General features: G+C 60.1%; 19 protein-coding genes. 10 read left to right on the top strand and 9 right to left on the bottom strand.

The window, feature by feature from the left end; all coding sequences use genetic code 11:
• The first annotated feature begins 48 nt into the window (after positions 1-48).
• The 3 genes from AC0IZS_RS33510 (at position 49) to AC0IZS_RS33520 (ending at position 6068) form a co-directional block, all read left to right on the top strand.
• The gene (locus tag AC0IZS_RS33510; RefSeq protein ID WP_471639701.1) at positions 49-4305 is read left to right on the top strand and encodes an NACHT domain-containing protein; all 4257 of its coding nucleotides are present in this window, start codon (positions 49-51) and stop codon (positions 4303-4305) included.
• A 168-nt stretch (positions 4306-4473) separates the two neighbouring features.
• Positions 4474-5130, top strand: a complete 657-nt coding sequence (locus AC0IZS_RS33515) for a hypothetical protein (RefSeq protein ID WP_471639702.1) — start codon at positions 4474-4476, stop codon at positions 5128-5130.
• 122 nt (positions 5131-5252) lie between these two features.
• The gene (locus AC0IZS_RS33520) at positions 5253-6068 is read left to right on the top strand and encodes an NYN domain-containing protein (RefSeq protein ID WP_471639703.1); all 816 of its coding nucleotides are present in this window, start codon (positions 5253-5255) and stop codon (positions 6066-6068) included.
• Positions 6069-6261: 193 nt separating this feature from the next.
• Here the strand turns inward: AC0IZS_RS33520 and AC0IZS_RS33525 are convergent, their stop codons facing one another.
• The 6 genes from AC0IZS_RS33525 to merA all read right to left on the bottom strand — a co-directional run bounded on the left by AC0IZS_RS33525 (position 6262) and on the right by merA (position 12131).
• The gene (locus tag AC0IZS_RS33525) at positions 6262-7809 is read right to left on the bottom strand and encodes a hypothetical protein (RefSeq protein ID WP_471639704.1); all 1548 of its coding nucleotides are present in this window, start codon (positions 7807-7809) and stop codon (positions 6262-6264) included.
• 338 nt (positions 7810-8147) lie between these two features.
• Positions 8148-8711: a recombinase family protein gene (locus AC0IZS_RS33530; RefSeq protein WP_019334898.1), complete on the bottom strand. Its 564-nt coding sequence runs from the start codon at positions 8709-8711 to the stop codon at positions 8148-8150.
• 129 nt (positions 8712-8840) lie between these two features.
• The gene (locus tag AC0IZS_RS33535) at positions 8841-9830 is read right to left on the bottom strand and encodes a DUF3330 domain-containing protein (RefSeq protein WP_001276635.1); all 990 of its coding nucleotides are present in this window, start codon (positions 9828-9830) and stop codon (positions 8841-8843) included.
• Positions 9827-10063, bottom strand: a complete 237-nt coding sequence (merE, locus tag AC0IZS_RS33540; RefSeq protein WP_003090697.1) for a broad-spectrum mercury transporter MerE — start codon at positions 10061-10063, stop codon at positions 9827-9829. Before merE ends, AC0IZS_RS33535 begins: the two co-directional genes overlap by 4 nt.
• Positions 10060-10425, bottom strand: a complete 366-nt coding sequence (gene merD / locus AC0IZS_RS33545; protein ID WP_353364344.1) for a mercury resistance co-regulator MerD — start codon at positions 10423-10425, stop codon at positions 10060-10062. Before merD ends, merE begins: the two co-directional genes overlap by 4 nt.
• A 17-nt stretch (positions 10426-10442) precedes the next feature.
• Entirely contained in the window at positions 10443-12131 is a 1689-nt protein-coding gene (merA, locus tag AC0IZS_RS33550) for a mercury(II) reductase (RefSeq protein ID WP_353366658.1), read from the bottom strand.
• Positions 12132-12307: 176 nt separating this feature from the next.
• Here merA and AC0IZS_RS33555 point away from each other — a divergent pair, with 176 nt between their 5' ends.
• Positions 12308-12625, top strand: a complete 318-nt coding sequence (locus tag AC0IZS_RS33555) for a DMT family transporter (protein WP_032429244.1) — start codon at positions 12308-12310, stop codon at positions 12623-12625.
• A gap of 14 nt (positions 12626-12639) precedes the next feature.
• A complete protein-coding gene (locus AC0IZS_RS33560) occupies positions 12640-13929 on the top strand; it encodes an ISL3 family transposase (RefSeq protein WP_023343400.1) in 1290 nt (429 codons plus the stop codon).
• Between the two features lie 42 nt (positions 13930-13971).
• On the opposite strand, the gene AC0IZS_RS33565 is transcribed toward AC0IZS_RS33560, so the two are convergent.
• Entirely contained in the window at positions 13972-14409 is a 438-nt protein-coding gene (locus AC0IZS_RS33565) for a TetR/AcrR family transcriptional regulator (protein WP_471639643.1), read from the bottom strand.
• Positions 14410-14481: 72 nt separating this feature from the next.
• Here AC0IZS_RS33565 and AC0IZS_RS33570 point away from each other — a divergent pair, with 72 nt between their 5' ends.
• The gene (locus tag AC0IZS_RS33570; RefSeq protein ID WP_054898696.1) at positions 14482-15081 is read left to right on the top strand and encodes an NAD(P)H-dependent oxidoreductase; all 600 of its coding nucleotides are present in this window, start codon (positions 14482-14484) and stop codon (positions 15079-15081) included.
• 1 nt (position 15082) lies between these two features.
• Here the strand turns inward: AC0IZS_RS33570 and AC0IZS_RS33575 are convergent, their stop codons facing one another.
• Together AC0IZS_RS33575 and AC0IZS_RS33580 are read right to left on the bottom strand one after the other, a co-directional pair.
• Complete coding sequence (locus AC0IZS_RS33575; RefSeq protein WP_034127625.1) at positions 15083-15472, bottom strand: hypothetical protein; 390 nt, start codon at positions 15470-15472, stop codon at positions 15083-15085.
• Positions 15473-15605: 133 nt separating this feature from the next.
• Entirely contained in the window at positions 15606-16862 is a 1257-nt protein-coding gene (locus tag AC0IZS_RS33580) for a 3-phosphoshikimate 1-carboxyvinyltransferase (RefSeq protein WP_034127624.1), read from the bottom strand.
• Positions 16863-17163: 301 nt separating this feature from the next.
• Here AC0IZS_RS33580 and AC0IZS_RS33585 point away from each other — a divergent pair, with 301 nt between their 5' ends.
• The 4 genes from AC0IZS_RS33585 to AC0IZS_RS33600 all read left to right on the top strand — a co-directional run bounded on the left by AC0IZS_RS33585 (position 17164) and on the right by AC0IZS_RS33600 (position 22494).
• Complete coding sequence (locus tag AC0IZS_RS33585) at positions 17164-17439, top strand: DMT family transporter (protein WP_471639801.1); 276 nt, start codon at positions 17164-17166, stop codon at positions 17437-17439.
• Positions 17440-17557: 118 nt separating this feature from the next.
• Positions 17558-20473 (top strand): Tn3-like element IS1071 family transposase, encoded by a 2916-nt coding sequence (locus tag AC0IZS_RS33590; RefSeq protein ID WP_003049965.1) that lies wholly within the window; start codon positions 17558-17560, stop codon positions 20471-20473.
• Positions 20474-20732: 259 nt separating this feature from the next.
• Complete coding sequence (locus AC0IZS_RS33595) at positions 20733-21206, top strand: CBS domain-containing protein (protein WP_471639705.1); 474 nt, start codon at positions 20733-20735, stop codon at positions 21204-21206.
• A gap of 1 nt (position 21207) precedes the next feature.
• On the top strand, positions 21208-22494 hold the full coding sequence (locus tag AC0IZS_RS33600; protein WP_023842652.1) for an arsenic transporter: 1287 nt from the start codon (positions 21208-21210) through the stop codon (positions 22492-22494).
• Positions 22495-22613: the final 119 nt, after the last annotated feature.

A 22613-nucleotide genomic window follows, 5' to 3' on the forward strand; every position in this document is an offset into this window, starting at 1 on the left:
CTCGAAATTCAGCCGGATCCTGGCTTGCCCTCGCTATCCTTGCGACGTATGTACATTGAACTGCATCGCACCTTCCGAGAACTTCAAGCGCCTGGGCGGGGTGGCGATGGTTACGTACTTCAGGCCGGTAGTGAGACCCTGAATCTGTCCGCGTTGCTTGAGTGCCGCCGGGTAGTCATGCTGGCGGAGGGAGGTTCGGGCAAGACTTGGGAGCTGCAGGAGGTAGCACGCCGGCTGCGCGGCGAGGGCAGGGCGGCGTTCTTTCTCAGACTTGAGCATGTGGCCGACGGCTTCGAGACTGCCCTCGACGTCGGACACATCGACGATTTCGAAGCATGGCTGGCAACCCAGGAGCCCGGCTGGTTGTTGCTCGACTCTGTCGACGAGTCGCGGCTGCGCTCACCGCAGGATTTCGAGAGGGCGGTGCGCAAGGTCAGTGCGAAGGCCGCCAAGGCGTTGGACCGCACGCACATTGTGGTGACGGGTCGGCCGTCGGCGTGGCGTCCAAGGTCGGATCTTGACCTGTGCAATCGACTGTTCGCTCACTCCAAAAATCACGGCGTGCAGCCCGGCCAGGCCACGGAGTCAACTGATGACTTCAAGGTGGTCAGGCTGGAGCCACTAACCTCCTCACAAGTGGAGGTCTATTCTGCCGCAGCGGGAATCGGGGAGATCACTCCGTTCCTAGAGGCCATCCAACGGGCTGATGCATGGTCTTTCACCCAGCGCCCTCAAGACCTGGAAGAGCTGGTGGGTTTCTGGAAGGAGAAGGGGCGGATTGGCTCGCGGTTGGAACTCATGTCCTCAAGCGTTCAGCGTCGCTTGCAGGACAGCCAGGACCGCGAGGTAGCGCGCCCTCTTGCCCAAGCCCGCGCGCAAGAGGGGGTGGAGACGCTCGCGGCCGCCCTTGTGCTCACGCGCAAGCAAAACATCCAGGTTCCCGATGGGCATCGGTCCGGTTCAGGGCTAAACGCTCGCGACGTGCTGGGATGGGATGCCGGAGAAATCGCTGGGTTGCTGCAGCTTTCGCTGTTTGACCCGGACGTCTACGGCACCGTCCGCTTCCATCACCGATCTGTCCTGGAGTATCTGGCTGCGCAGTGGTTCCGCAGGCTGCTTCAGCAAGAGGTATCCCGCCGCCGGGTCGAAGATCTCTTCTTTCGCGTTCAATACGGGCTTCAGGTAGTTGCGCCCTCGCTGCGTCCCCTCTTGCCTTGGCTGGCCATATCCGACCGGCGCATCCTTGCGCGCGTGCAGCAGATTGCTCCTGAGATCTTGTTCGAAGGCGGGGATCCGGTGCAGCTCCCGACCGCCGTGCGAAGCGCGGTCTTGACTGATGTATGCAATCAGCTGGCTGCCGGTCTATCCAACCACACGCCAGCCACCTTCAGCGCCATCCAGCGTTTTGCGTCCTCGGATGTTTCCGAGACAGTGCGAAGGCTGGCCAGGGAGTACAAGGGTCGGGAGGAGGTCGCCGGTTTTCTCATGGGCATGGTGTGGCAGGGGCGAATTGATGCCGCTCTTCCCGAGGCGCTTGAGATCGCTCTGTCAGCCGAAGCTCCTTCGGGTGCTCGCCGCGCGGCCTTTCGGGCGGTGGATGCGGTCGGAACCGTGAGTGACATGGCACTGGTTCGCAGCGAATTCGCCTCGGAGGGTAGTGGCTTGGACCGTCGTTGTATGGCCGAATTGGTGAGCCTCGTGGCAAAGCCTGACGCCGCAACTCTTCAATGGCTGATGGACTGCATTCCTCGTCTGGCAGATACCGACAAGCAGCGCACCACGGGCTTGGCGGGCGCAACGACACAGTTCTTTGAGCGAATTGACTTGGCTTTGATCCCAAGTGCGCTCGATCGGCTATACGAGCTGGTGATCGAACCTCCGTTGTTCGATCGGAGCGACTACAGCCTCTCGATCCGCCACCGGTGGCTGCGCCGGCCCGTAGGAGCTTTGCTGAAGCGGCTTATCCAAGAACGTCATGAGACTGCGCTCAGACCGAGTGCAGTAGGGGCCTTGCACGTGCTTGTACTGGACACCCACTACGACAACGAGGTTTCAGGCGTAAGAGAGATGAATCTGCCGCAGCTGGTGACGACCTGGCCGGACCTTAAATGGGCGTGGTTCTGGCACCTTGTGGCACGCCTGAGGTCAGAACGCAAGGTTGTGGACACCTGGATGGCCCGGGCGCTGATGCACCCGGTAGGATGGGACGCGCACGACTTTGATGGGGGCACTGGCGCCATTCTCGAAAGTGAGATCGTTGAGGACCAGAAAATGGCACTGGAACTCACTTACTCGCTGTTTGTGCAAGCTGGGCGGCCTCAAGCTCTGCAAGAGCGGTTGGAGAAAGTCGCCTATGACAACCAGGTGCTCGCGACGCGCCTGCAGCAGCTTGAGGCACCGCCCGAACCAGACGCAGCGCTTCAAGAGCTGGAACGGCAGAATTCCGAGTGGACAGAGCGCCAAATGGAGAGAGCGGAACTGGCCCGGCAGCAGCGCCGCGAAAATGCAGCATGGCTCAACAGCCAACTGGAATCGTTGTGCAACGCGGGTGGAGTCGATCCTTCCCACGTTAGTCAGGAGCAGGAGTTCCTGCTCGAGGTGATGCGCGAGACGGAACAGGGCAATCACTCGCGCTGGACGCGAGCTGACTGGCGCTGCCTGGAGGCCGAGTTCGGCGCGGCCGTGGCCCTTGCGTTCCGGGATGGCATGGTAGCGTTTTGGCGCAAGCATGTGCCACAGCTGCTATCTGAAGGTGCAGAGGTGAACAGAATGCCGAGTGCTGACCTGTTCGGCTTGGCAGGTCTGACTGTCTACGCGACAGAGGCCGAGGCGTGTATGGAGTCGCTCTCCGCAGCAGAGGCGCAGGTGGCTTTCCGATACGCCTTGAAGGAGTTGAATGGGTTCCCGGATTGGTTTCCCACGCTGTTTGCTGTCCACCCGCAAGCCCTTACAGGCATGTTGGTTGCTGAGATCGAGTTTGAACTTCAGATGATGGGTACGGAGGCTGCCAACCAATATGTGATTGCTCGCGTTCGCCACTGCAGAGAGTGGCTTGCGCCCTACTTGGCGCAGGACATTTTTGACTTGCTGTCCAGGCAATCGCCGGGACGCATTGAGCTGCTGGAAGATCTGCTGGCAACCCTCCAGGTGTCGGATCTTCCCGATGAAGCCATCGCGGCATTGGCCCAGCATCAAATGGGCGCTGGCAATCCCTTGCACCGCGCTCTGTGGGCAGCAGCGTGGACCAGTGCAGACCCAACCCCCGCTATTGACGCCGTTGAGCGTCACCTAAAGCTGATGGGCGACGCACCACAGCGGACCGAATTCGCGATGCAGTATGTGTCCCACCTGCTGGGAAACCGGCGGTCCTTGTCACGCATGCGCGGCGCGTACCGGTCGCCGAAGGTGCTGAAGCGGCTGTACCTGATAGTCCATGAGCATGTGCGGGCTGACGACGATATCGACCGCTCGGGAAAGGGGGTTTACTCACCCGCCATTCGCGATGACGCCCAGGAAGCCAGGGAGGACCTCGTGCGGCTGCTCAAAGAAATTCCTGGGCGCGAGGCCTTCTTGGCGCTGGACGGCCTTGCTCAAGAGCATCCGCGTGCTGAGTACCGCATGTGGATGGCGCGAGAGACGATTGCTAAAGCTCAAGCCGACAGCGAACGTGACGCATGGAACGAAGCGCAGGTGCGCGAGTTTGCTGAGAAGTACGACCGTGCACCGGCCAGCCACCGCGAGCTGTTCGACCTGGCGGTGAGCCGTCTGATCGACCTGAAAAGCGAGACGGAGGACGGTGACCACAGCCTCGCGTTGGTGGTCATCCTCACGGAGCGGGAGACGCAACTGCGTATCTGGATCGCAGGGTGGTGCAGCCAGCACGCTCACGGCCGCTTCGATATTCCGCAGGAGCACGAACTGCCCGACGGTAAACGTCCCGACCTGCGGTGGACTTGTTCGACGTTCACGGGCGCTGTCCCGACTGAATTGAAGATTGCCGACAACTGGACGGGCCCGCAGTTGTTTGAGCGGCTTGAAGGGCAACTCGCTGGTGACTATTTGCGGGACAAGGCGGCCAGCCTCGGAATCTACCTGTTGGTGTGGCGAGGAGTGAAGCAGAGATGGGCACTGCCTGACGGTAGCTTCGTGGATTTCCCGACGCTGATCGCAGCGCTGCAGACGCATTGGAAGTCCGTGGCCGACACGCATCCGGGCGTTGAAGAAATTCAAGTGATTGGCATCGATCTGTCGAAGCGTGGGGAGCGGGTTGGGAAGTCTCCGACCACGTTGGTGACAACAACGTAGACCAACGCGGAAACGGCGCGACCTCTTAGCGTAGCCAGATAACTGGGCTTCGATCGTGCTTGGTGCGCGGAAGCACCAGGCTGGCTCGTTTGTTAAAATCTATCTATTCTGCTACATCAATAGATACGATGTTTCTTATGTTAAATCAGACCAGTGAGGGATGACGCCATGAATATTCTGACTTGCGACTCCGCACCTTACACCGGTACGCGCATCAGGCTCAAGAAGGTTCGGCCTGGCCCAGCGATTTTGCAGTCCGGGTCTGATCAGGAGGACCTGCCAAATGGCCCAACGCCCTGGGCTCCCCCGACGGAGCCGACGCTGCTGTTTGAATGGGACATTCCTGCATATGAGCCGCACCATTTCCACTGGGTTGGATCACAGGTGAAAATTTGGGACTCATTCCAGAATACGCCGTGTCATCTTGATTTGAAGGTTGCGCACTTGGCGAACATGCAGCGCACTGGCGGAATTCTTGATGAGGGACGGCCCTATCGTGCCCATCTAGGCGTTGAAGTGGAGAACGACATCGATCCGGACCCCGAGTACAACCCCCACTTCGGATTTGTTGTCGCCACCCTGAATTACAAGAAAAGCATCCAGAACCTGCATCTTCAGTTCGATCTGACGAAATATTCAAAGGCGCTTTCAATGGCAGACAGTGCCTCCATCGTACTTCGCTGGATACAGGTACATGTTTCTGAGCTGCCGCCTGTGGACGTACTACCAATCCCGACTACGCCACCGCGCATACCTACGCTACCACCGCCACCCCCGCCACCAGCTCCACCTCCAGAAATTCCGCCGTGGAAGCCGATCGACTAAAGCCTGCCTGCCTGCTGAGATCTCATTGGCCAAGTCGGTCATGACGGCCTGGGTGGAACGGGCTGCTGCTACTAGGGGTGCAGTAGAGTGGCGCTGAGAGCCACATCTAGACACTATGCGCCATGACCCATCAGCACCGAAACCAGGCCAAGCACGAGGCAGACAACCACTCCATGCGCTTGGCGGTACTGATCGATGCGGACAACGCGCAGGCTGCCGTCATCGAGGGCCTGCTCACCGAGGTGGCAGGCCTTGGCGAGGCAGTCGTGAAGAGGATCTACGGCGACTTTACGTCTCCGCACAGCGCAGCCTGGAAGAAAGTGCTTCAGCGCCACGCGATCAAACCAGTGCAGCAGTTCGCGTACACCACGGGCAAAAACGCCACCGACAGCACGCTGATCATCGACGCCATGGATCTGCTGTACACCCGAAGTTTCGATGGATTCTGCTTGGTGACCAGCGACAGCGATTTCACCGGCCTGGCCATGCGCATCAGGGAAGAAGGCCTACAGGTGATCGGTTTTGGTGAGAGCAAGACACCGGAGGCCTTCCGGAACGCCTGCCACCGCTTCGTGCTGACCGAGATCCTGCGGCCCGGCAATGACCTGGTACCGCCGGCTGCGGCCGCGGAGAGCGAGGCCCCGTCCGTGCCCGCCACCAAGCCCATCGTGGTCGACCAGGTCGTGCCAAAGCCCGAGGTGCCCAAGCAATTCCTCCTGACTGCCCTTGAGCAGACCAGCGACGACGCTGGATGGGCTCACCTGGGCGCTTTTGGGGGATATCTTTCGAAACTGCAGCCGGACTTCGACTCGCGCCTGTATGGTTTCAAGAAGCTCTCCGATTTGGTCCGATCCATGAGCGACGTTCTCGAGCTGGAGGATCGTCCACCGTCGGGCCCCGGGCTCAAGCAGCTCTACGTCAGAGCCAAACGCGGGTAACGGCGCCCTGGCCTGGCATACCTGGCGCCCCTGTTCGGGGTGCCTTCTGCCGGCGCCAGTGAAGGTGATCGTGCTGCTCCGCTAGTACCTTTGATGGCGGTGTCGGCGGCAGCAGCCGCCGTCGGGACAAGCTGGAGTTGCCGAAAAAAAAGCCCGGGACTGCGAGAGTCCCGGGCATTTCTGATCTGGCTTGTCAGCCAAAGAGCGCCAGCTGATCGGCTGGCTCGAAGCGGAGAGCGGTGGTCACCTTCGCCGAGGCGTGGGCCGTTTCGTTCGGCCGCTTGAGCAGCACAAGCATGGTCGGCACATCCGTGCCGGCCGCAGAGAACTCCCCTGCAGGCCTTTCCTCGACGTGGACAGCATGCTCCTCGACGAACTGTGCAAAACCCCTGCTCGATGCGTCCTTGGCCTTGACCCAGTGCGTTGACGTGATGCCCGCGAACAGGCCGCCGGGCTCCAAGAACTGGAAAGCATGCCGCATGTGGGCCGCGTCTCTCCCTCCTGAAAACGGAGGGTTCGCTGCGATCCGGCTGTACAGCTTGCCCGGCTTGACTTCCAGGAAGTCTGCCGGGCCTTCGATGCTGAAACCCAGGCGCTGCAGGTGCGACACGTTCTCTGGCATGAGCTCGTAGCAGGTGATCGCATCCTTGCCCAAGACTTCGGCTGCGGCCATGGCCAGAGCACCCTGCCCTGCGTGCGGCTCAAGCATGGTCATGCCAGGCTTGAGGTCCAGCAGCTGGATCAGGCGTGATGAGAGCTCCGGTGGCGTCCAGAAGAACTCGTAGCACTTGCGTGTGAGCACCGTGCCTGTCTCTGCAATGGCGGCAAGCTTGTCCTTCGGCGAATGGTCGAAGACGTGCGCTTGCCTGCCGGTATGCCAACGTCCACCGAGCTCGATGAGCAAGGCATTGACCTTGGCGTAGAGCCGGCTGTCGAGTTGCCCAGCGAGTCGGACCTCCGTGCCATCGATGCTCGCATCCGCGAGAGCATCGCGAACAGCGGGGTCGACCTTGGCCGGCCGCACCGCGTACTTGGAAGCGCGCACCTTGGGCACACCACGCTTTTCTGCGGTGGTCGCAGCCGGGCCCATAGGCGGCTTGCTGCCCACCGACCAACTGCGCCCAAGCGCCCTCACCTCTGCTGGGTGCTCGACGCCTTCCACCTCGATGGTGAAAGCCGAACCGCGGGGGTCCGGATGCAGAATGACCTTGGTCAGCCCGCGCCCGCTGCTGACCAGTTTGCTTAGGCGCTGCTCAAGCGCGACCATGAGGACTGCGCCATTGGCCGAGCCATTGAAGCAGGCCAGGCGGGCGCGATCCCACTCTTGCGCGAGTGCGAGCACCTCTGATGTGAGTGCAGTCGCCTCTCCCGGCCGTGCGCGGTTGAAGCGTGACCAGGTGCACCAGATTCCGTCGAGGCAGGAAGTCCGATGGTCGAACTCCTCTTCGGTCAGGGTGAGCTGATCTGCTTCCTGGCCCAGGGCCTGCAGCACCAGGGCAATGTCGGGCGGCAGGTCCGCCAAGACCGAGACGGTCATGCTTTCCGCGCCAGTGCGAACGCTTCGGAGCACTGCTTGGCCATCGACCAGCAGCGTTCGGGATTCGACGCCAGGATCAGCTTCCACGTGCCAGCCAACGTCATCGTTTTCGTAGCCGTAGCTGCCAGGAACCAAAGACTCGACCGCAAGAATCGCGGAAATGCCGTGGGTCGCTTGAGAAATGAGGTCCAACTGAGGACGCATGCAGGTTCTCCAAAAAATGGAGGGACCTGGCCCATGGGACAGGTCCCAATGGGTGGTGGTTTGCCGCGCGCCTGGAGACAGGGGCAGCTCGGGAACGTGAAAGGACCAGCTTGCGGCGGGCCAGTCAGAACGACGTGGGGATGGGATATCCGACGGGGTCAGATCTGCCCAAAGGGCAGCAGTGTTGACTGCGACTTGGTGGCCCAGGTGCGGTCGGGGTGCGCAAACATGCGCTACTTCACGGGGTACGTGACGCTGACCAGCATTCTACGATCGAGGCAGGGGACTGTGCTAGCGCTTAAGGTGGGGTCGTCTCAGAAAACGGAAAATAAAGCACGTTAAGCTCCAATTTCGCGCAGGTACTGGTACAACGTTTCGCGGCTGATGCCAAATTCACGGGCCAGCTTTGCCTTTTGCTCGCCGGCCTTGACGCGTTGCAGAAGTTCAGCGGCGCGTTCGGGCGAAAGCGCTTTCTTGCGGCCCCTGTATGCTCCGCGCTGTTTGGCGAGCGCGATGCCTTCCCTCTGCCGCTCGCGGATCAATGCTCGCTCGAACTCGGCGAACGCGCCCATGACCGACAACATCAAGTTTGCCATCGGCGAATCCTCGCCGGTGAAGGTCAGGCATTCTTTGACGAACTCGATACGCACACCGCGCCTGGTCAGCTTTTGCACAAGGCGGCGCAGGTCATCGAGGTTGCGAGCCAAGCGATCCATGCTGTGCACCACCACCGTATCTCCTTCGCGCACGAAGGCCAGCAGCGAGTCAAGTTCTGGGCGCTGGGTGTCCTTGCCCGATGCCTTGTCGGTGAATACCTTTCCGACTTCGACCTGTTCCAGTTGCCGCTTCGGGTTTTGGTCGAAGCTACTGACCCGGACGTAGCCGATACGTTGGCCTTGCAAGATGCCTCCAAATAGAAAAGTGTCAGGAAGAAATCTATGGCCTCGCGCAGCTTGTGTCAATAAATTAAGCGATGGAGTCTATCCGGACGTTTTTGGGTAGGCTGTCCTGACGTCAGGTTAGAGCATGCCTCAGTCTGACAGTGATGAGTCGCAGGCGTTCGGATCGGCATCGGTTTCGCTCCCGGTCTTGGCGCGCGCCTGGAAGCGCTGATAGCACTCCAGCCCGCAGAAGTGCTCGACGTATTCCGCGCCTTCCGGGGTGAAGGCGGCATCGAGCGGGATTTCCTTGCAGCACACGCAGCAACTGGTGGCAGTCGGATCATTTGCATTCATGGTGGCACCCCTCCATTGACTGACGAAGACGGCGAATGCCGCCGCCGGCATCGGCTTGGCGAACAGGAAGCCTTGTCCTGTGTCGCAGTCCGCTTGTCGCAACAAATCAAGACTCGCCGATGTTTCCACGCCTTCGGCCACTACTTCCATGCCAAGCCCATGCGCAAGCTGAATCACGGTGCGCACGATGGTCTGGTCGCGGTGGTCGTTGGCGAGTCCGGCGACAAACGATTGGTCGATCTTGAGCGTGCTGATGGGGCAGCATTTCAGGTGTTGCAGGCAGGAATAGCCGGTGCCGAAGTCGTCGGCGGCGAAGCGCACACCGATCTGTCGCAAAGCTTCCAGGGCGGGGAAGATCGCCGGATCACCGAACGCAACCGATTCGGTCAGCTCAATTTCAAGATACGCGGCGGGCAACCCGGCATCGGCCAGCACGCCCTTTACCCACTTGTCGAAATCTGGCCCCACTTGGCTCGCCGAAACATTGACGGCCAGCCGGAACGGTTGCCATGCCAGCACCCGCCAGTCGCGCATTTGACGGCAGGCTGCGCCCAGCACCCATGCGCCGATTTCCGGCATCAGGCCGGACGATTCGATCACGGGCAGGAACTGGCCCGGCGGCAACAGTCCGAGCGTCGGATGACGCCAGCGCAACAGGGCTTCCGCGCCGACAATCTGCTCACTGCGCAAATCGACAATCGGCTGGTAGTGCAGCTCAAGCTGCCCGCGCTCGACCGCCTGCGCCAGTTGCGCCACTGTCCATTCAATTGGCTGGGAAGCGCTCATGATCGACCTCTGAAGGCCCGCAGCAGCCGCGTCACAGACAGGACAAACAAGCCGGTCAGCGTGAGGGCTGCAATACCCCAGTGCTCGCCGATGAACGCGCCGGCCGTCGTGCCGGCCAGCACAATGGCGAGAATCGGCAAATGACAGGGACAGGTGAGCACCGCCAGCGCACCCCACAGGTAGCCGGTGAACGGCTTGTGTGTCTCGGTCGGCAAGCGCTCGGGGCTGTTCATGGCAGACTCTCCGCTTGCTGGGCCGGCGCGGTCGGCATCGCGGCCAACTGCACTTCCAGATCGGCCAACGCTTCGCGTTGGCGTTCGACGAACTGACTCAGCACGGCAAGCTGTGCGGCTGTTTCATCGCAGTCCGCCGCATCCAGCGCCCGGCACAACCGCGCCAATGCGTCCAGGCCGATGCCCGCCTCAAAAGCGGCCCGCACAAAGCACAGCCGCTGCAAGGCGGCGTCATCGAACAAGCCGTAGCCGCCCGTGGTGCAGGCGACTGGCCGCAGCAATCCGCGCAGCAGGTAGTCGCGCACGATATGCACGCTCACCCCGGCCTCAAGGGCCAGTCGGGACACTGTGTAGGCGTTCATCGAACACCTCCTTTTCCTTATCCGGCGCAGCAGGACAGTTGCTTCACGTCCTTGCTGAAGGTCTGCGCCGCGAGCTTCAAGCCCTCGACCATCGTTAGGTAGGGGAACAACTGGTCGGCTAGTTCCTGCACCGTCATGCGGTTGCGAATGGCGAGAACAGCCGTCTGGATCAGTTCGCCCGCTTCCGGGGCCACCACCTGTACGCCAATCAGCCGTCCGCTGCCTTCCTCGATGACCAGCTTGATGAAGCCGCGGGTATCGAAGTTGGCGAGCGCACGCGGCACGTTGTCGAGCGTCAGCGTGCGGCTGTCGGTTTCGATGCCATCGTGGTGCGCTTCCGCCTCGCTGTAGCCCACGGTCGCCACTTGCGGGTCGGTGAACACCACGGCCGGCATCGCGGTCAGATTGATGGCGGCGTCGCCGCCGGTCATGTTAATGGCCGCACGAGTGCCGGCCGCTGCCGCCACATAGACGAACTGCGGCTGGTCGGTGCAGTCGCCGGCCGCGTAGATGTTCGGGCTACTGGTGCGCATGCCCTTGTCGATGACGATGGCCCCCTGCGCATTGACGGCTACCCCCGCCGCTTCCAATGCCAGGCTGCGCGTGTTCGGTGTCCGGCCGGTGGCGACCAGCAGCTTGTCGGCGCGCACTTCGCCCTGTCCAGTGGTCAGCACGAATTCGCCGTCCACATGGGCGACTTGGCTGGCTTGCGTATGTTCCAGTACCTTGATTCCTTCGGCACGGAAGGCGGCTGTGACGGCCTCGCCGATGGCAGGGTCTTCGCGGAAGAACAGCGTGCTGCGCGCAAGGATCGTGACCTGGCTACCCAGCCGGGCGAAGGCTTGCGCCAGTTCCAGCGCCACCACCGACGAGCCGATGACGGCCAGGCGTTCGGGAATGGTGTCGCTGACCAAGGCCTCGGTCGAAGTCCAGTAGGGTGACTCTTTCAGGCCCGGAATCGGCGGCATGGCCGGACTGGCACCCGTGGCGACCAGGCAGCGGTCGAACATCACGACGCGCTCACCACCCTCGTTCAAACTAACGATAAGGCTCTGGTCGTCCTTGAAACGCGCTTCACCGTGCAGAACGGTGATGGCTGAATTGCCGTCCAGGATGCCTTCGTACTTGGCATGACGGAGTTCTTCGACACGGGCCTGCTGCTGGGCCAGCAGCCGCTCGCGCAAGATCGTCGGCGGTGTGGGTGGCATGCCGCCGTCGAATGGGCTTTCCCGGCGCAGATGGGCGATGTGGGCGGCGCGGATCATGATCTTGGACGGCACACAACCGACGTTGACGCAGGTGCCGCCGATGGTGCCGCGCTCAATCAGCGTGACCTGCGCGCCTTGCTCGACGGCCTTCAGTGCTGCCGCCATCGCGGCTCCACCGCTGCCGATCACGGCGACTTGCAACGGGCGCTCGCCGCCGCTGCCCTTGTCGGCGGCACCCATCCAGCCGCGCACCTTGTCGAACAGCCCAGTGCGGTTGTCGGTCGGCGGGGCATCGGCGAGCATCGCTTTGTAGCCCAGGCCAGCCACGGCGGCGGTCAGTGCGTCCGGCGCTGTGCCTGGATCAAGGGCGAGCTGGGCCGCGCCCTTGGCATAGGACACTATGGCAGATTGGACGCCGGGTACTTTTTCCAGCGCTTCCTTGACGTGCGCCGCGCACGAGTCGCAGGTCATGCCGGTGATTTTTAGGGTAACCGGAATATCTGGTTGATATCTCCTTTGCTGGCAGCCTGTAATTCCCACTTTCTCACCGGAGAATATGGTTGATCAGCCTCCCTTCGCGGGTTAGTATCAGTCCATCTATAGGAGGACGACCTCCCCCACCTTGGGAAGTAATGACCAGGACGACCTGGCCCCGTTATATTTCGGAGGGGTCAATGCCTTGGGTATATCTTCTCGTTGCCGGTGTCCTTGAGATTGTGTGGGCTTACACAATGAAGCAATCTCATGGCTTCAGTCGGCTCTTACCATCGATCATCACGATTTCTACAATGGTGGCCAGCTTCTGGCTGTTAGCAGTCGCCATGCGAACTATTCCACTCGGAACTGCCTACACAATCTGGACGGGAATAGGAGCTGTAGGCGCTTTTCTTGTCGGAATCGCATTTTTGGCTGAACCGGTTAATGCAGCGAGAATCATTGCTGCGATCCTCATTGTTTCAGGGTTGGTGTTAATGAAACTATCCAGCGCCTGACATCGAGGTTATTAATGATGGGTCTCGTTACTGGCCTTATTAACCTCTCAAATTATGAGGTCAGGGACTCCAAGTCGACAGACGACGAAATGCACTTCCAGGTGGACGCACCCGATCCCATCGCGTGCGAGAAATGTGGCGTGCAGGGTGAAATCGTGCGGTTCGGCAAGCGTGATGTTCCTTATCGTGATTTGCCCATCCACGGCAAGCGGGTCACCCTCTGGGTGGTTCGTCGCCGGTACACCTGCCGGGCCTGCAAGACCTCCTTCAGGCCCCAGCTACCGGAGATGGTGGACGGCTTCCGCATGACGCGGCGGCTGCATGAGTACGTGGAGAAAGAATCCTTCAACCACCCCTACACCTTCGTGGCGGCGCAGACTGGCCTGGACGAGAAGACGGTACGCGACATCTTCAGCGCTCGCGCCGAGTTCCTGGGGCGCTGGCACCGATTCGAGACGCCTCGCATTCTGGGTATAGACGAGCTGTACCTGAACAAGCGCTACCGCTGCATTCTGACCAACATCGAGGAGAGAACCCTGCTCGACCTGCTGACCACCCGCCGGCAGGACTTGGTGACCAACTACCTGATGAAGCTGAAAGACCGGCAGAAGGTCGAGATCGTCAGCATGGACATGTGGAACCCCTACCGTACGGCGGTCAAGACGGTGCTACCACAGGCCCGTATCGTGGTCGATAAATTCCATGTGGTGCGCATGGCCAATGATGCCTTGGAGAAGGTGCGCAAGGGCCTAAGAAAGGAGCTGAAACCCTCCCAGAGCCGAACCCTCAAGGGAGACCGGAAAATCCTGCTGAAACGCGCTCACGAAGTCTCAGACCGAGAGCGGCTGATCATGGAGACCTGGACAGGCGCATTCCCGCAACTGCTGGCCGCCTACGAGCACAAGGAGCACTTCTACGGCATCTGGGATGCCATCACGCGCTCCCAGGCAGAAGCCGCCCTGGACGAGTGGATAGCCACCGTCCCGAAAGGCCAGAAGGAAATCTGGAGCGATCTGGTCAGAGCGGTGGGCAACTGGCGCGAAGAGATCATGACCTACTTCGAGACGGATATGCCCGTCACCAATGCTTACACGGAATCCATCAACCGACTGGCCAAGGACAAGAACCGTGAAGGGCGTGGTTACTCCTTCGAGGTGATGCGGGCACGAATGCTCTACACCACGAAGCACAAGAAGAAGGCCTCAACTGCGAAGGTCTCTCCATTCTACAAGAAAACCATCTGTTACGGACTGTCGGATTTCGCAGAGGAACTCAATTACGGGGTCGATCTATCAACCATCTGAGGGTGGTATAAGGTTGGTGGGGTGAAGGAGCCCCATCAACCATTAAATCCGGATACCCCATTTATCGAGAAAGATCGCCTCGTATTCGCGCTTGGATGCTTCCAACTCCGGCGAACCGCTCAAGGCGGCAATCACCCCGGGTATTTCCCGACCTTGCAACAACACACAATCGACATACGACGACGCGATAACCCACGCGCGGTCCTCAAGGGTCGCCTTGCTGGTGGCGATGGCATCGGCAAATACCTGGTCCTGGCGCGCGTCGAAGTCTGCATACAGCGCGGCCAGCAACCCTGCGCGTGTAGCGAAGTGGTCGTAAACCACTGGTTTGGTGACGCCCGCCAGCTCGGCCAGGCGGCCCAGAGTCAGGGCGTCGGTGCCTTCGTCACGCACTAATTGCCAGGCCACGTCGAGTAACTGGCGCAGGCGATCTTCACGGGACAAACGACGACGTGGGGCAGGGGATTCACTGCTTGACATGCTTATATACCAAAAGTAACTTATTCGACGTAACTTACTAAAAGTAGATTAAGCTCAAATGGAGTCAAAGTCATGCACGCACTGATCGTAGTTGCTCATCACGACCCGCAATCTCTCACCCACAGTGTGGCCGCCGAGGTGGGCGCGGGCTTGACCGCCTCTGGCCACACCTTTGAAATAGCCGACCTTGCCGCTGAAGGGTTCGATCCACGCTACACCATCGCCGACCATCGGGTGCACCGTACTCGGGCGACGCCGCCAGCCGACGTGCAGGCCGAACAGGCCCGCATAGACCGCGCCGACGCGCTGGTGCTGGCGTTCCCCATCTACTGGTGGTCAATGCCAGCGTTGCTCAAGGGTTGGGTCGACCGCGTATTCGTCAATGGCTGGGCGATTGATTACGGCCCCGATACACCGGTGCAGAAGAAACTCAGGCATTTGCACGTACATGTGCTGGCCCTGGGGGCGGCTGACGAAAGCGCCTTCGATCGACACGGTTATGCCAAGGCCATGAATACCCAGATCGACTACGGCATCTTTGATTATTGCGGGGCGCGGGTACTCACTTCCGAGTTGTTGTTGGACTCGGAAAGTGGCACGGCCCAGGCGCATTTGCACAAGGCCCGGACCGTGGGGCAGGGGTTGTTTGAGCGTGAGGCCATCGCGGGATAATTCAAGCGTCGCGAAACAGGTCGTGGGCGTCGAGCAAGCGGTAGGCAATCTCTGGGTTTTTCTCCAGGCCACGGCGAATGGAGGCGGGGATCGACTGGCGGGTCTTGCGGCACATGCCCGGCAGTTCGTCGATGACGATCTGGATCCCGCGCATGCTTTTGACCTCGGTATGCCCGGGCGCGATGTGGACGCGGATGCCGAGTTGGTCGTACATCCGCTGTTGCAAGTGTTCGAGGTCTTGCAGGCTCTTGAGGTTTTCCAGGCGCTCCAGCAGGATTTTTTCCTGCTGTCGCGTCAGTTGCAGAATGCGCAGATCAGCGCCGGGAGCTTCCAGCAGTTGTTCACGGTTGCAGACACAGGCGCCGGGTGGGCAGGGTTGGCGAAGGGTCATTGACGCTCCCGGCAAGGTTCAGTTGTAGGAGCGAGCTTGCTCGCGAAAAACTCACAGGCGCCGCATTCATTCAGCAAACACGCGTTTTGGTTAACGTTTTTCGCGAGCAAGCTCGCTCCCACAGGTTTGTGTGTCAGTAGCTCAAGTGAACGCCCAGGCTGGCCAGCGCTTTCCAGTAGTCAGGGTAGGTCTTGGCTACGCAATCAGGGTCTTGGATGCGAATGCCCGAGACTTTCAGCCCGGCCAGGGCAAAGCACATGGCGATGCGATGGTCGGCGTGGGTATCGATCAGTGCGGTGCAGGCGGTGCCAGCCAAAGCGGGGTCGCTGGCAACCAGCAGGTCATCACCTTCGATGGTCGCCAGGCCCGGGCGAATTTCGTTGAGGCCATCGTGCAGCGCCTGCACGCGGTCACATTCCTTGACGCGCAGGTTCGCCAGTTCAGTGAAGCGCACCGGGGTATTGTTGAATGCGGCGAGCACCGCCAGGGTCGGGATCGCATCCTGCATTTGTGAACCCACCACCGTGGCCTGCATGTTCGGGAATTGCGCGATCACGGCCTGTGCCTTGGCGTCGGGCTGGGTGAAATCCTGCGCGGCTACACCAATATCGATACGGCCACCGGTCAGTACTTCTGCGGCCCACAGGTAAGTGGCGGCGGAAGCGTCGGGTTCGATCAGGTAATCATGGGCGGTATAGCCCGTGGGGGCCACGCGCCAGGTGGTGTCGTCCACGATGTCTACCTGGGCCCCGAACGCACGCATGCAATCGAGGGTCAGGTCCACATAGCCACGGGCGCCGATGTCCTTGCCGGTCAGCGCCACTTCAATCGGTGCTTCGCCGCACGCCGCCAGCATCAGCAGGGCCGATACGTACTGGCTGGACAAGCCTCCGTCAATCTCAAAACGCCTGGCCTGGACCTTGCCCGCGCCATGCACCGTTACCGGTGGGCAACCGGTGGGGCTGTCGACCTGGATGCCGTTCTGGCCCAGGGTGGCCAGCAGCGGGCCGATCGGGCGTTTTTGCATGTACTCGTCACCGTCCAGTACCACGGTGCCTTGCACGGTGGCGACGGCAGCCGTGAGAAAGCGCATGGCGGTGCCGGCGTTGCCGAGGAACAACGGCTGGGCCGGCAATTGCAGCGAGCCTTGGCTGGTGACGACAAAGGTGGTGTCGTCCGGCTCGTCGATGGTGACGCCCATCTGCCGCAGGGCGACCGACATATGGCGTGTGTCATCGCTTTTGAGCGCGCCGCTCAAACGGCTGGTGCCCTTGGCCAGTGCCGCGAGCAACAGAGCACGGTTGGTAATGGATTTGGAGCCGGGGGGCGCGACCTTGCCAGTGAGGGGGAAGTTGGGCGGTGTAACGGTCACGGTTTTCTGCGAACTCAAGGTACAAGGCTCCTGGTCAAGGCGAGGTGGCGTGGAGTGGCCGACGTGCGGACCCGAATCATCAGGCAAACACGCCATGCTTGTCGAGTGAGTGGGTGATCTGCGTATTTTAGGGTAACCGGAATATCTGGTTGATATCTCCTTTGCTGGCAGCCTGTAATTCCCACTTTCTCACCGGAGAATATGGTTGATCAGCCTCCCTTCGCGGGTTAGTATCAGTCCATCTATAGGAGGACGACCTCCCCCACCTTGGGAAGTAATGACCAGGACGACCTGGCCCCGTTATATTTCGGAGGGGTCAATGCCTTGGGTATATCTTCTCGTTGCCGGTGTCCTTGAGATTGTGTGGGCTTACACAATGAAGCAATCTCATGGCTTCAGTCGGCTCTTACCATCGATCATCACGATTTCTACAATGGTGGCCAGCTTCTGGCTGTTAGCAGTCGCCATGCGAACTATTCCACTCGGAACTGCCTACACAATCTGGACGGGAATAGGAGCTGTAGGCGCTTTTCTTGTCGGAATCGCATTTTTGGCTGAACCGGTTAATGGGGTCTCCTCGTTTTCAGTGCAATAAGTGACGGTACGCAAAGCTAGCACTGGCGCGGGGGTGGTCTGGGTAGACCGTTGATTTCATTGACTTTCCTGTTCGCTTTGTAAACGGGTATGGTGGCCTCCCACTTTTGAGGTTCACGATGCAGGGTTGGCACACAACGTTTTTGGGGATGCGTGGGCTCCCCCGCGATATCAGCGACTTCGAGATGAAGGCATTTTTCACCTTCGATGGTGCCGAGCGCGACGCAATCAATGCACGCCGAGGTGATTCCCACAAGCTTGGTCTGGCGCTCCATATTGGTTTCCTGCGCATGAGTGGGCGTTTGCTCGGTGCCTTTCGGGTAATTCCAGTAGCCTTGTGGCGCCACCTTGGCAACGAGCTTGGCATTGCAGCACCAGAAGTCGCCTCGCTGAGAGCCATGTATGAACGCGGGCGCACGCTATTCGATCACCAACAAGTAGCCTGCACGGTCCTTGGATTCCAGTGGATGAGCGAGCACCAGCGCCGCTCACTGGTACGTGAACTGCGCGACGAAGTGGCGCGCTGCGCCGACCGCGATCAGCTACTCGTGCGGGCGCGTCAATGGCTGTACAAGAACAAGCTGGTGATCGTGCACGAGCGGGCAATTCGGACACTGATTGCGGCGGCACTTGCCCAGCTTGAAGTTGAAACAGGCACCGCCATCGCCGCCAGCGTTGATCCAGCAACACTTGATCGCTGGCGAGCCTCAGTTTCAGAGCTGCGCCCAGATGGACAAACCCAGCAGAGTTGGCTATGGGCTGCACCGGCGAAACACTCAACCCGCCAAATCAGCGAGGTACTGGAGCGCATCGACCTGCTTTACACGCTGGACGTTCATAAGCACCTGGCAGACATCCCCGATCTCATCTTGCGCCGCTACGCGCGCCGACTTGTCTCCAGGCCGCCCTCAGCCGGAGCCAAGATCAAAGAGCCAGCGCGCACCGTGGAGGTCGCATGCTTTCTTCGGTATTGCCTGTTCACCACCACAGACCAGTTGATCCTTATGGTGCAGCGCCGGATCGCCGATCTGTGGCGTCAGGCTGCCGCCGATGTCCCCGCTACCGTCAATTGGGCCGCAATGTACAAAACGCTGCTCGGCGAACTTGTTGCCTTGAGCGCGCAAGGTGCGGTGCCAGATGCTGAGTTGCGTGCCCGTCTTGAAGCCTTGATCACCGAAACCCAGAAACGCAAACCACCGAGCAGGGCCTCCCTGGTCCGCGAGGGATTGATTGATGGAATTCGCCCCGTGCGGTCGTTGCTCGTCGCCATTGCAAAGCTGCCCTGGCAGGCCACCGGCGAGCATCCTGCCATCGAGTACCTTGCCAAGCTGCAAGCTTTATATCTCAAAGGATCCAGAAAGCTGCCAGTTGAAGTGGTGGCACCAAGTCTGGGAATGATCTGGCAGGTTTCGATCTCCAGCCCAGACCGGGAACGGGCGTTTCAGGCGTTGGAGGTGGCCACCCTGTTTGCCCTGCGCCGCGCGGTGCGCAATGGCTCGGTCTGGATTGAGCACAGCCTGAGCTTTCGGGGTCGTGCGCGCTTGTTCTTCACGGACGAGCGTTGGCAGGCAGAGTCCAAGAAACACTATGCCCGTCTATCGTTACCCAGCAAGGCTGCCACTTTCTTGAAGCCTTTGCTGGCCAGAGTAACTGCCGGTGTCGATGCGGTGGCCGCTGCAGCCCGCAGTGGCGTACTGCGCGTGGATGATGAACTCCATTTGTCGCCATTGCCCGCAGAGGACGAAGACCCAGAAGTGACCAAGCTGCGCGCGGCTTTGGATCACCGCATCGGTGAGGTTCAATTGCCGGAAGTGATTCTGGCCGTTGACGCCCAGGTGCGCTTTAGCTGGATCATGCTCGGACGTGAGCCGCGCTCTACCGACGAGCTGCTGATGGTCTATGCCGGCATCATGGCCCACGGCACCAGTCTGACTGCGGTCGAATGCGCGCGCATGATTCCGCAATTGTCTGCCACCAGCATTCGCCAGGCCATGCGCTGGGCGCGGGACGAACGGCGTCTGAGCCAGGCCTGCCAGGCTGTGCTGGAATTCATGCAGCGACACCCGATTGCCGCCACCTGGGGGCGGTCCGATTTGGCATCTTCTGACATGATGAGCATGGAGACCACCAAACGGGTGTGGCAAGCCCGGCTTGATCCTCGGCGCAACACACCTTCCATTGGAATCTACTCCCATGTAAAAGACCGGTGGGGCATCTTCCATGCGCAGCCCTTTGTGCTCAATGAGCGCCAGGCGGGCGTGGCCATTGAAGGTGTCATCCGCCAAGAAAAGCTGGAGACCAGCCAGCTTGCTGTGGATACCCATGGCTACACCGACTTTGCCATGTCACATGCCCGTTTGCTTGGTTTTGATCTTTGCCCGCGGTTGAAGGAACTCAAACAGCGCCACCTCTTTGTGCCACGCGGCACCAAAGTGCCCGCAGAAATCGCTGCGGTGTGCGAAGCCAATGTCGACGTCGCTTTGATCGAAAAGCATTGGGATAGTCTGGTGCACCTGGCAGCCTCGGTCATGAGCGGACATGCCAGTGCGGTGGCAGCTCTTGCGCGGTTCGGTTCTGCCGCCCAGGGCGATCCAATCTATGAGGCTGGCGTGCAATTGGGGCGGTTGCTGCGTACGGCGTTTTTGGCTGACTACTTTGTCAAGGACGCTTTCAGGAACGAGTTGCGCCGGGTGCTCAATCGGGGCGAGGCTGTTAACGCCCTCAAGCGCGCCATTTATACCGGCCGGATCAGCCCGGCGCAGGCCAAACGTGTCGATGAAATGCAGGCTGTGGCCGATGCGTTGAGCCTGATGGCCAACATCGTGATGGCGTGGAATACCTCACAGATGCAGGCGGTCCTGGATCGCTGGTCGAACCGCCGCCAGGTCATTCCACCGGAACTGATCGGGAAGATTGCGCCCACCAGGCTGGAGAGCATCAACTTGCGGGGTGTGTTTCGCTTCCCGGTTGACCGCTATGCTGACCAAATCCTGCCTTCGCGGCCAAATGCATCGATAACTGGCACCAATGGATGAAACCGACCACGGTTTGACGCCACGAATCGCAGATTTGAAAGTGAACAGGAAAGTCAATGAAATCAACGATCTACCAACACCACCTCCGCGCCAGTGCTAGCTTTTCGTACCGTCACTTATTGCACTGAAAACGAGGAGACCCCGATTTACGCCCTCCTGACCGATGAAGAACTCGCAGAAATGCCTGCGGACAAAGAGCCTGTATTCCTGCTCGATGGGCAAACCGAGCAACCTGAGCACCAAACCAAGGAGATCGACCATGTTGATCCGGAATTACATGACGCCCGATCCGGTAACCATTCAACCTGAAACACCGGTTGAGGACATCGCGAGGCTGCTGCTTGCCCATCGCATCAACGGCGTTCCGGTGGTCGACGACGCTGCTCGGCTGATCGGCGTTGTGACTGCGGAGGACTTGATTCACCGGGGAGCGGACGAACGGCTTGAACCCCGCGAATCGATTTGGAAGGAGAACTCCTGGATTTCCTTTCTTGGCCCAAAGGGGACACAGCGCGACAAGGCCGAGGGGCGTACTGCCGCAGAGGTAATGACCACGGAAGTGCACAGCGTCGCGCCTGTCATGCATCCGTCCGTTGCAGTCCGGCTGATGGTGGATCATCACTTGACATCCCTTCCTGTCGTGGAGGATGGGAAAGTGATCGGCGTCATCTCCCGGATTGACCTCTTGAGCCTTCTTAAAGAACTCGAAAACCCGCTGAAAGGAGGGAATTGACATGATTGCCGCACTACTGATTTTTTTTGCCACTATCGCCCTGGTGATCTGGCAGCCGCGCGGGCTGGGCATTGGCTGGAGTGCGACGCTTGGCGCTGTCGTGGCATTACTGTCCGGTGTCGTTCACATCGGTGACATTCCTGTCGTCTGGCAGATCGTCTGGAACGCCACAGCCGCATTCATTGCCATCATCATCATTAGCCTGTTACTCGATGAGGCTGGCTTTTTCGAATGGGCAGCCTTGCACGTCGCACGCTGGGGCGGAGGGAAAGGACGTCTGCTGTTTGCGCTGATCATCTTGCTTGGTGCAGCCGTCGCCGCGCTTTTTGCCAACGATGGCGCAGCGCTGATTCTCACGCCAATCGTCATGGCCATGTTGTTGGCACTGGGGTTCAGTCCGGCGGCAACGCTCGCGTTCGTCATGGCGGCAGGGTTCATCGCAGATGCCGCCAGCCTGCCGCTTGTCGTATCCAACCTGGTCAACATCGTCTCTGCCGACTTTTTCAATATCGGGTTCAATGACTACGCTGCGGTGATGGTTCCAGTGAATATTGTCGCCATCATTGCCTCTCTGGCCGTGCTGTCGATCTATTTCCGCCGCAGCATCCCCGCACGCTACGACGTGAATCAGTTGAAACAGCCGAATGAGGCCATTCGCGATGTGGCTACGTTTCGTTTCGGCTGGGTGGTTCTGGCCCTGCTGCTGGTCGGATTCTTCGGCCTTGAGCCGCTAGGCGTGCCGGTTAGCGCCGTGGCTGCCGCAGGCGCCCTGCTGTTGCTCGTCGTCGCTGCGCGCGGGCATGTCATCAGCACTCGCAAGGTGATCCGTGAAGCGCCTTGGCAAATTGTCGTTTTCTCGCTGGGAATGTATCTCGTGGTCTATGGGTTACGTAACCAAGGCCTGACGGAGCATATCGCAAGGCTGCTGGATTACTTCGCACAAGGCGGCGTATGGGGCGCCGCCTTTGGAACTGGCTTCCTCACAGCGCTGCTGTCCTCGGCCATGAACAACATGCCTACGGTACTGGTGGGCGCACTATCAATTGATGCCACAAACGCAACGGGCGTGGTGAGAGACGCGATGATCTACGCCAATGTGATCGGTAGTGACTTGGGGCCGAAGGTCACCCCCATCGGCTCGCTGGCGACGCTGCTTTGGTTGCATGTGCTGGCGCGCAAGGGAATGACAATCACATGGGGGTATTACTTCAAGGTGGGCATTGTGTTGACCGTCCCCGTACTCGCGGCGACCCTGGCTGCGCTGGCATTGCGCCTGAGTCTCGCTTAATGCGAGCGGAGCGCTGTTTGCGGACATGCATGCATGTATTGGAGTAAAGAAGGGTGAGCGGCTTGGCGTATGGCTATTCTTTTGAGTGCGGTCATCGGGATACCGCTCTATATCGCCTT

The organism is Acidovorax sp. AC410, from assembly GCF_979253235.1.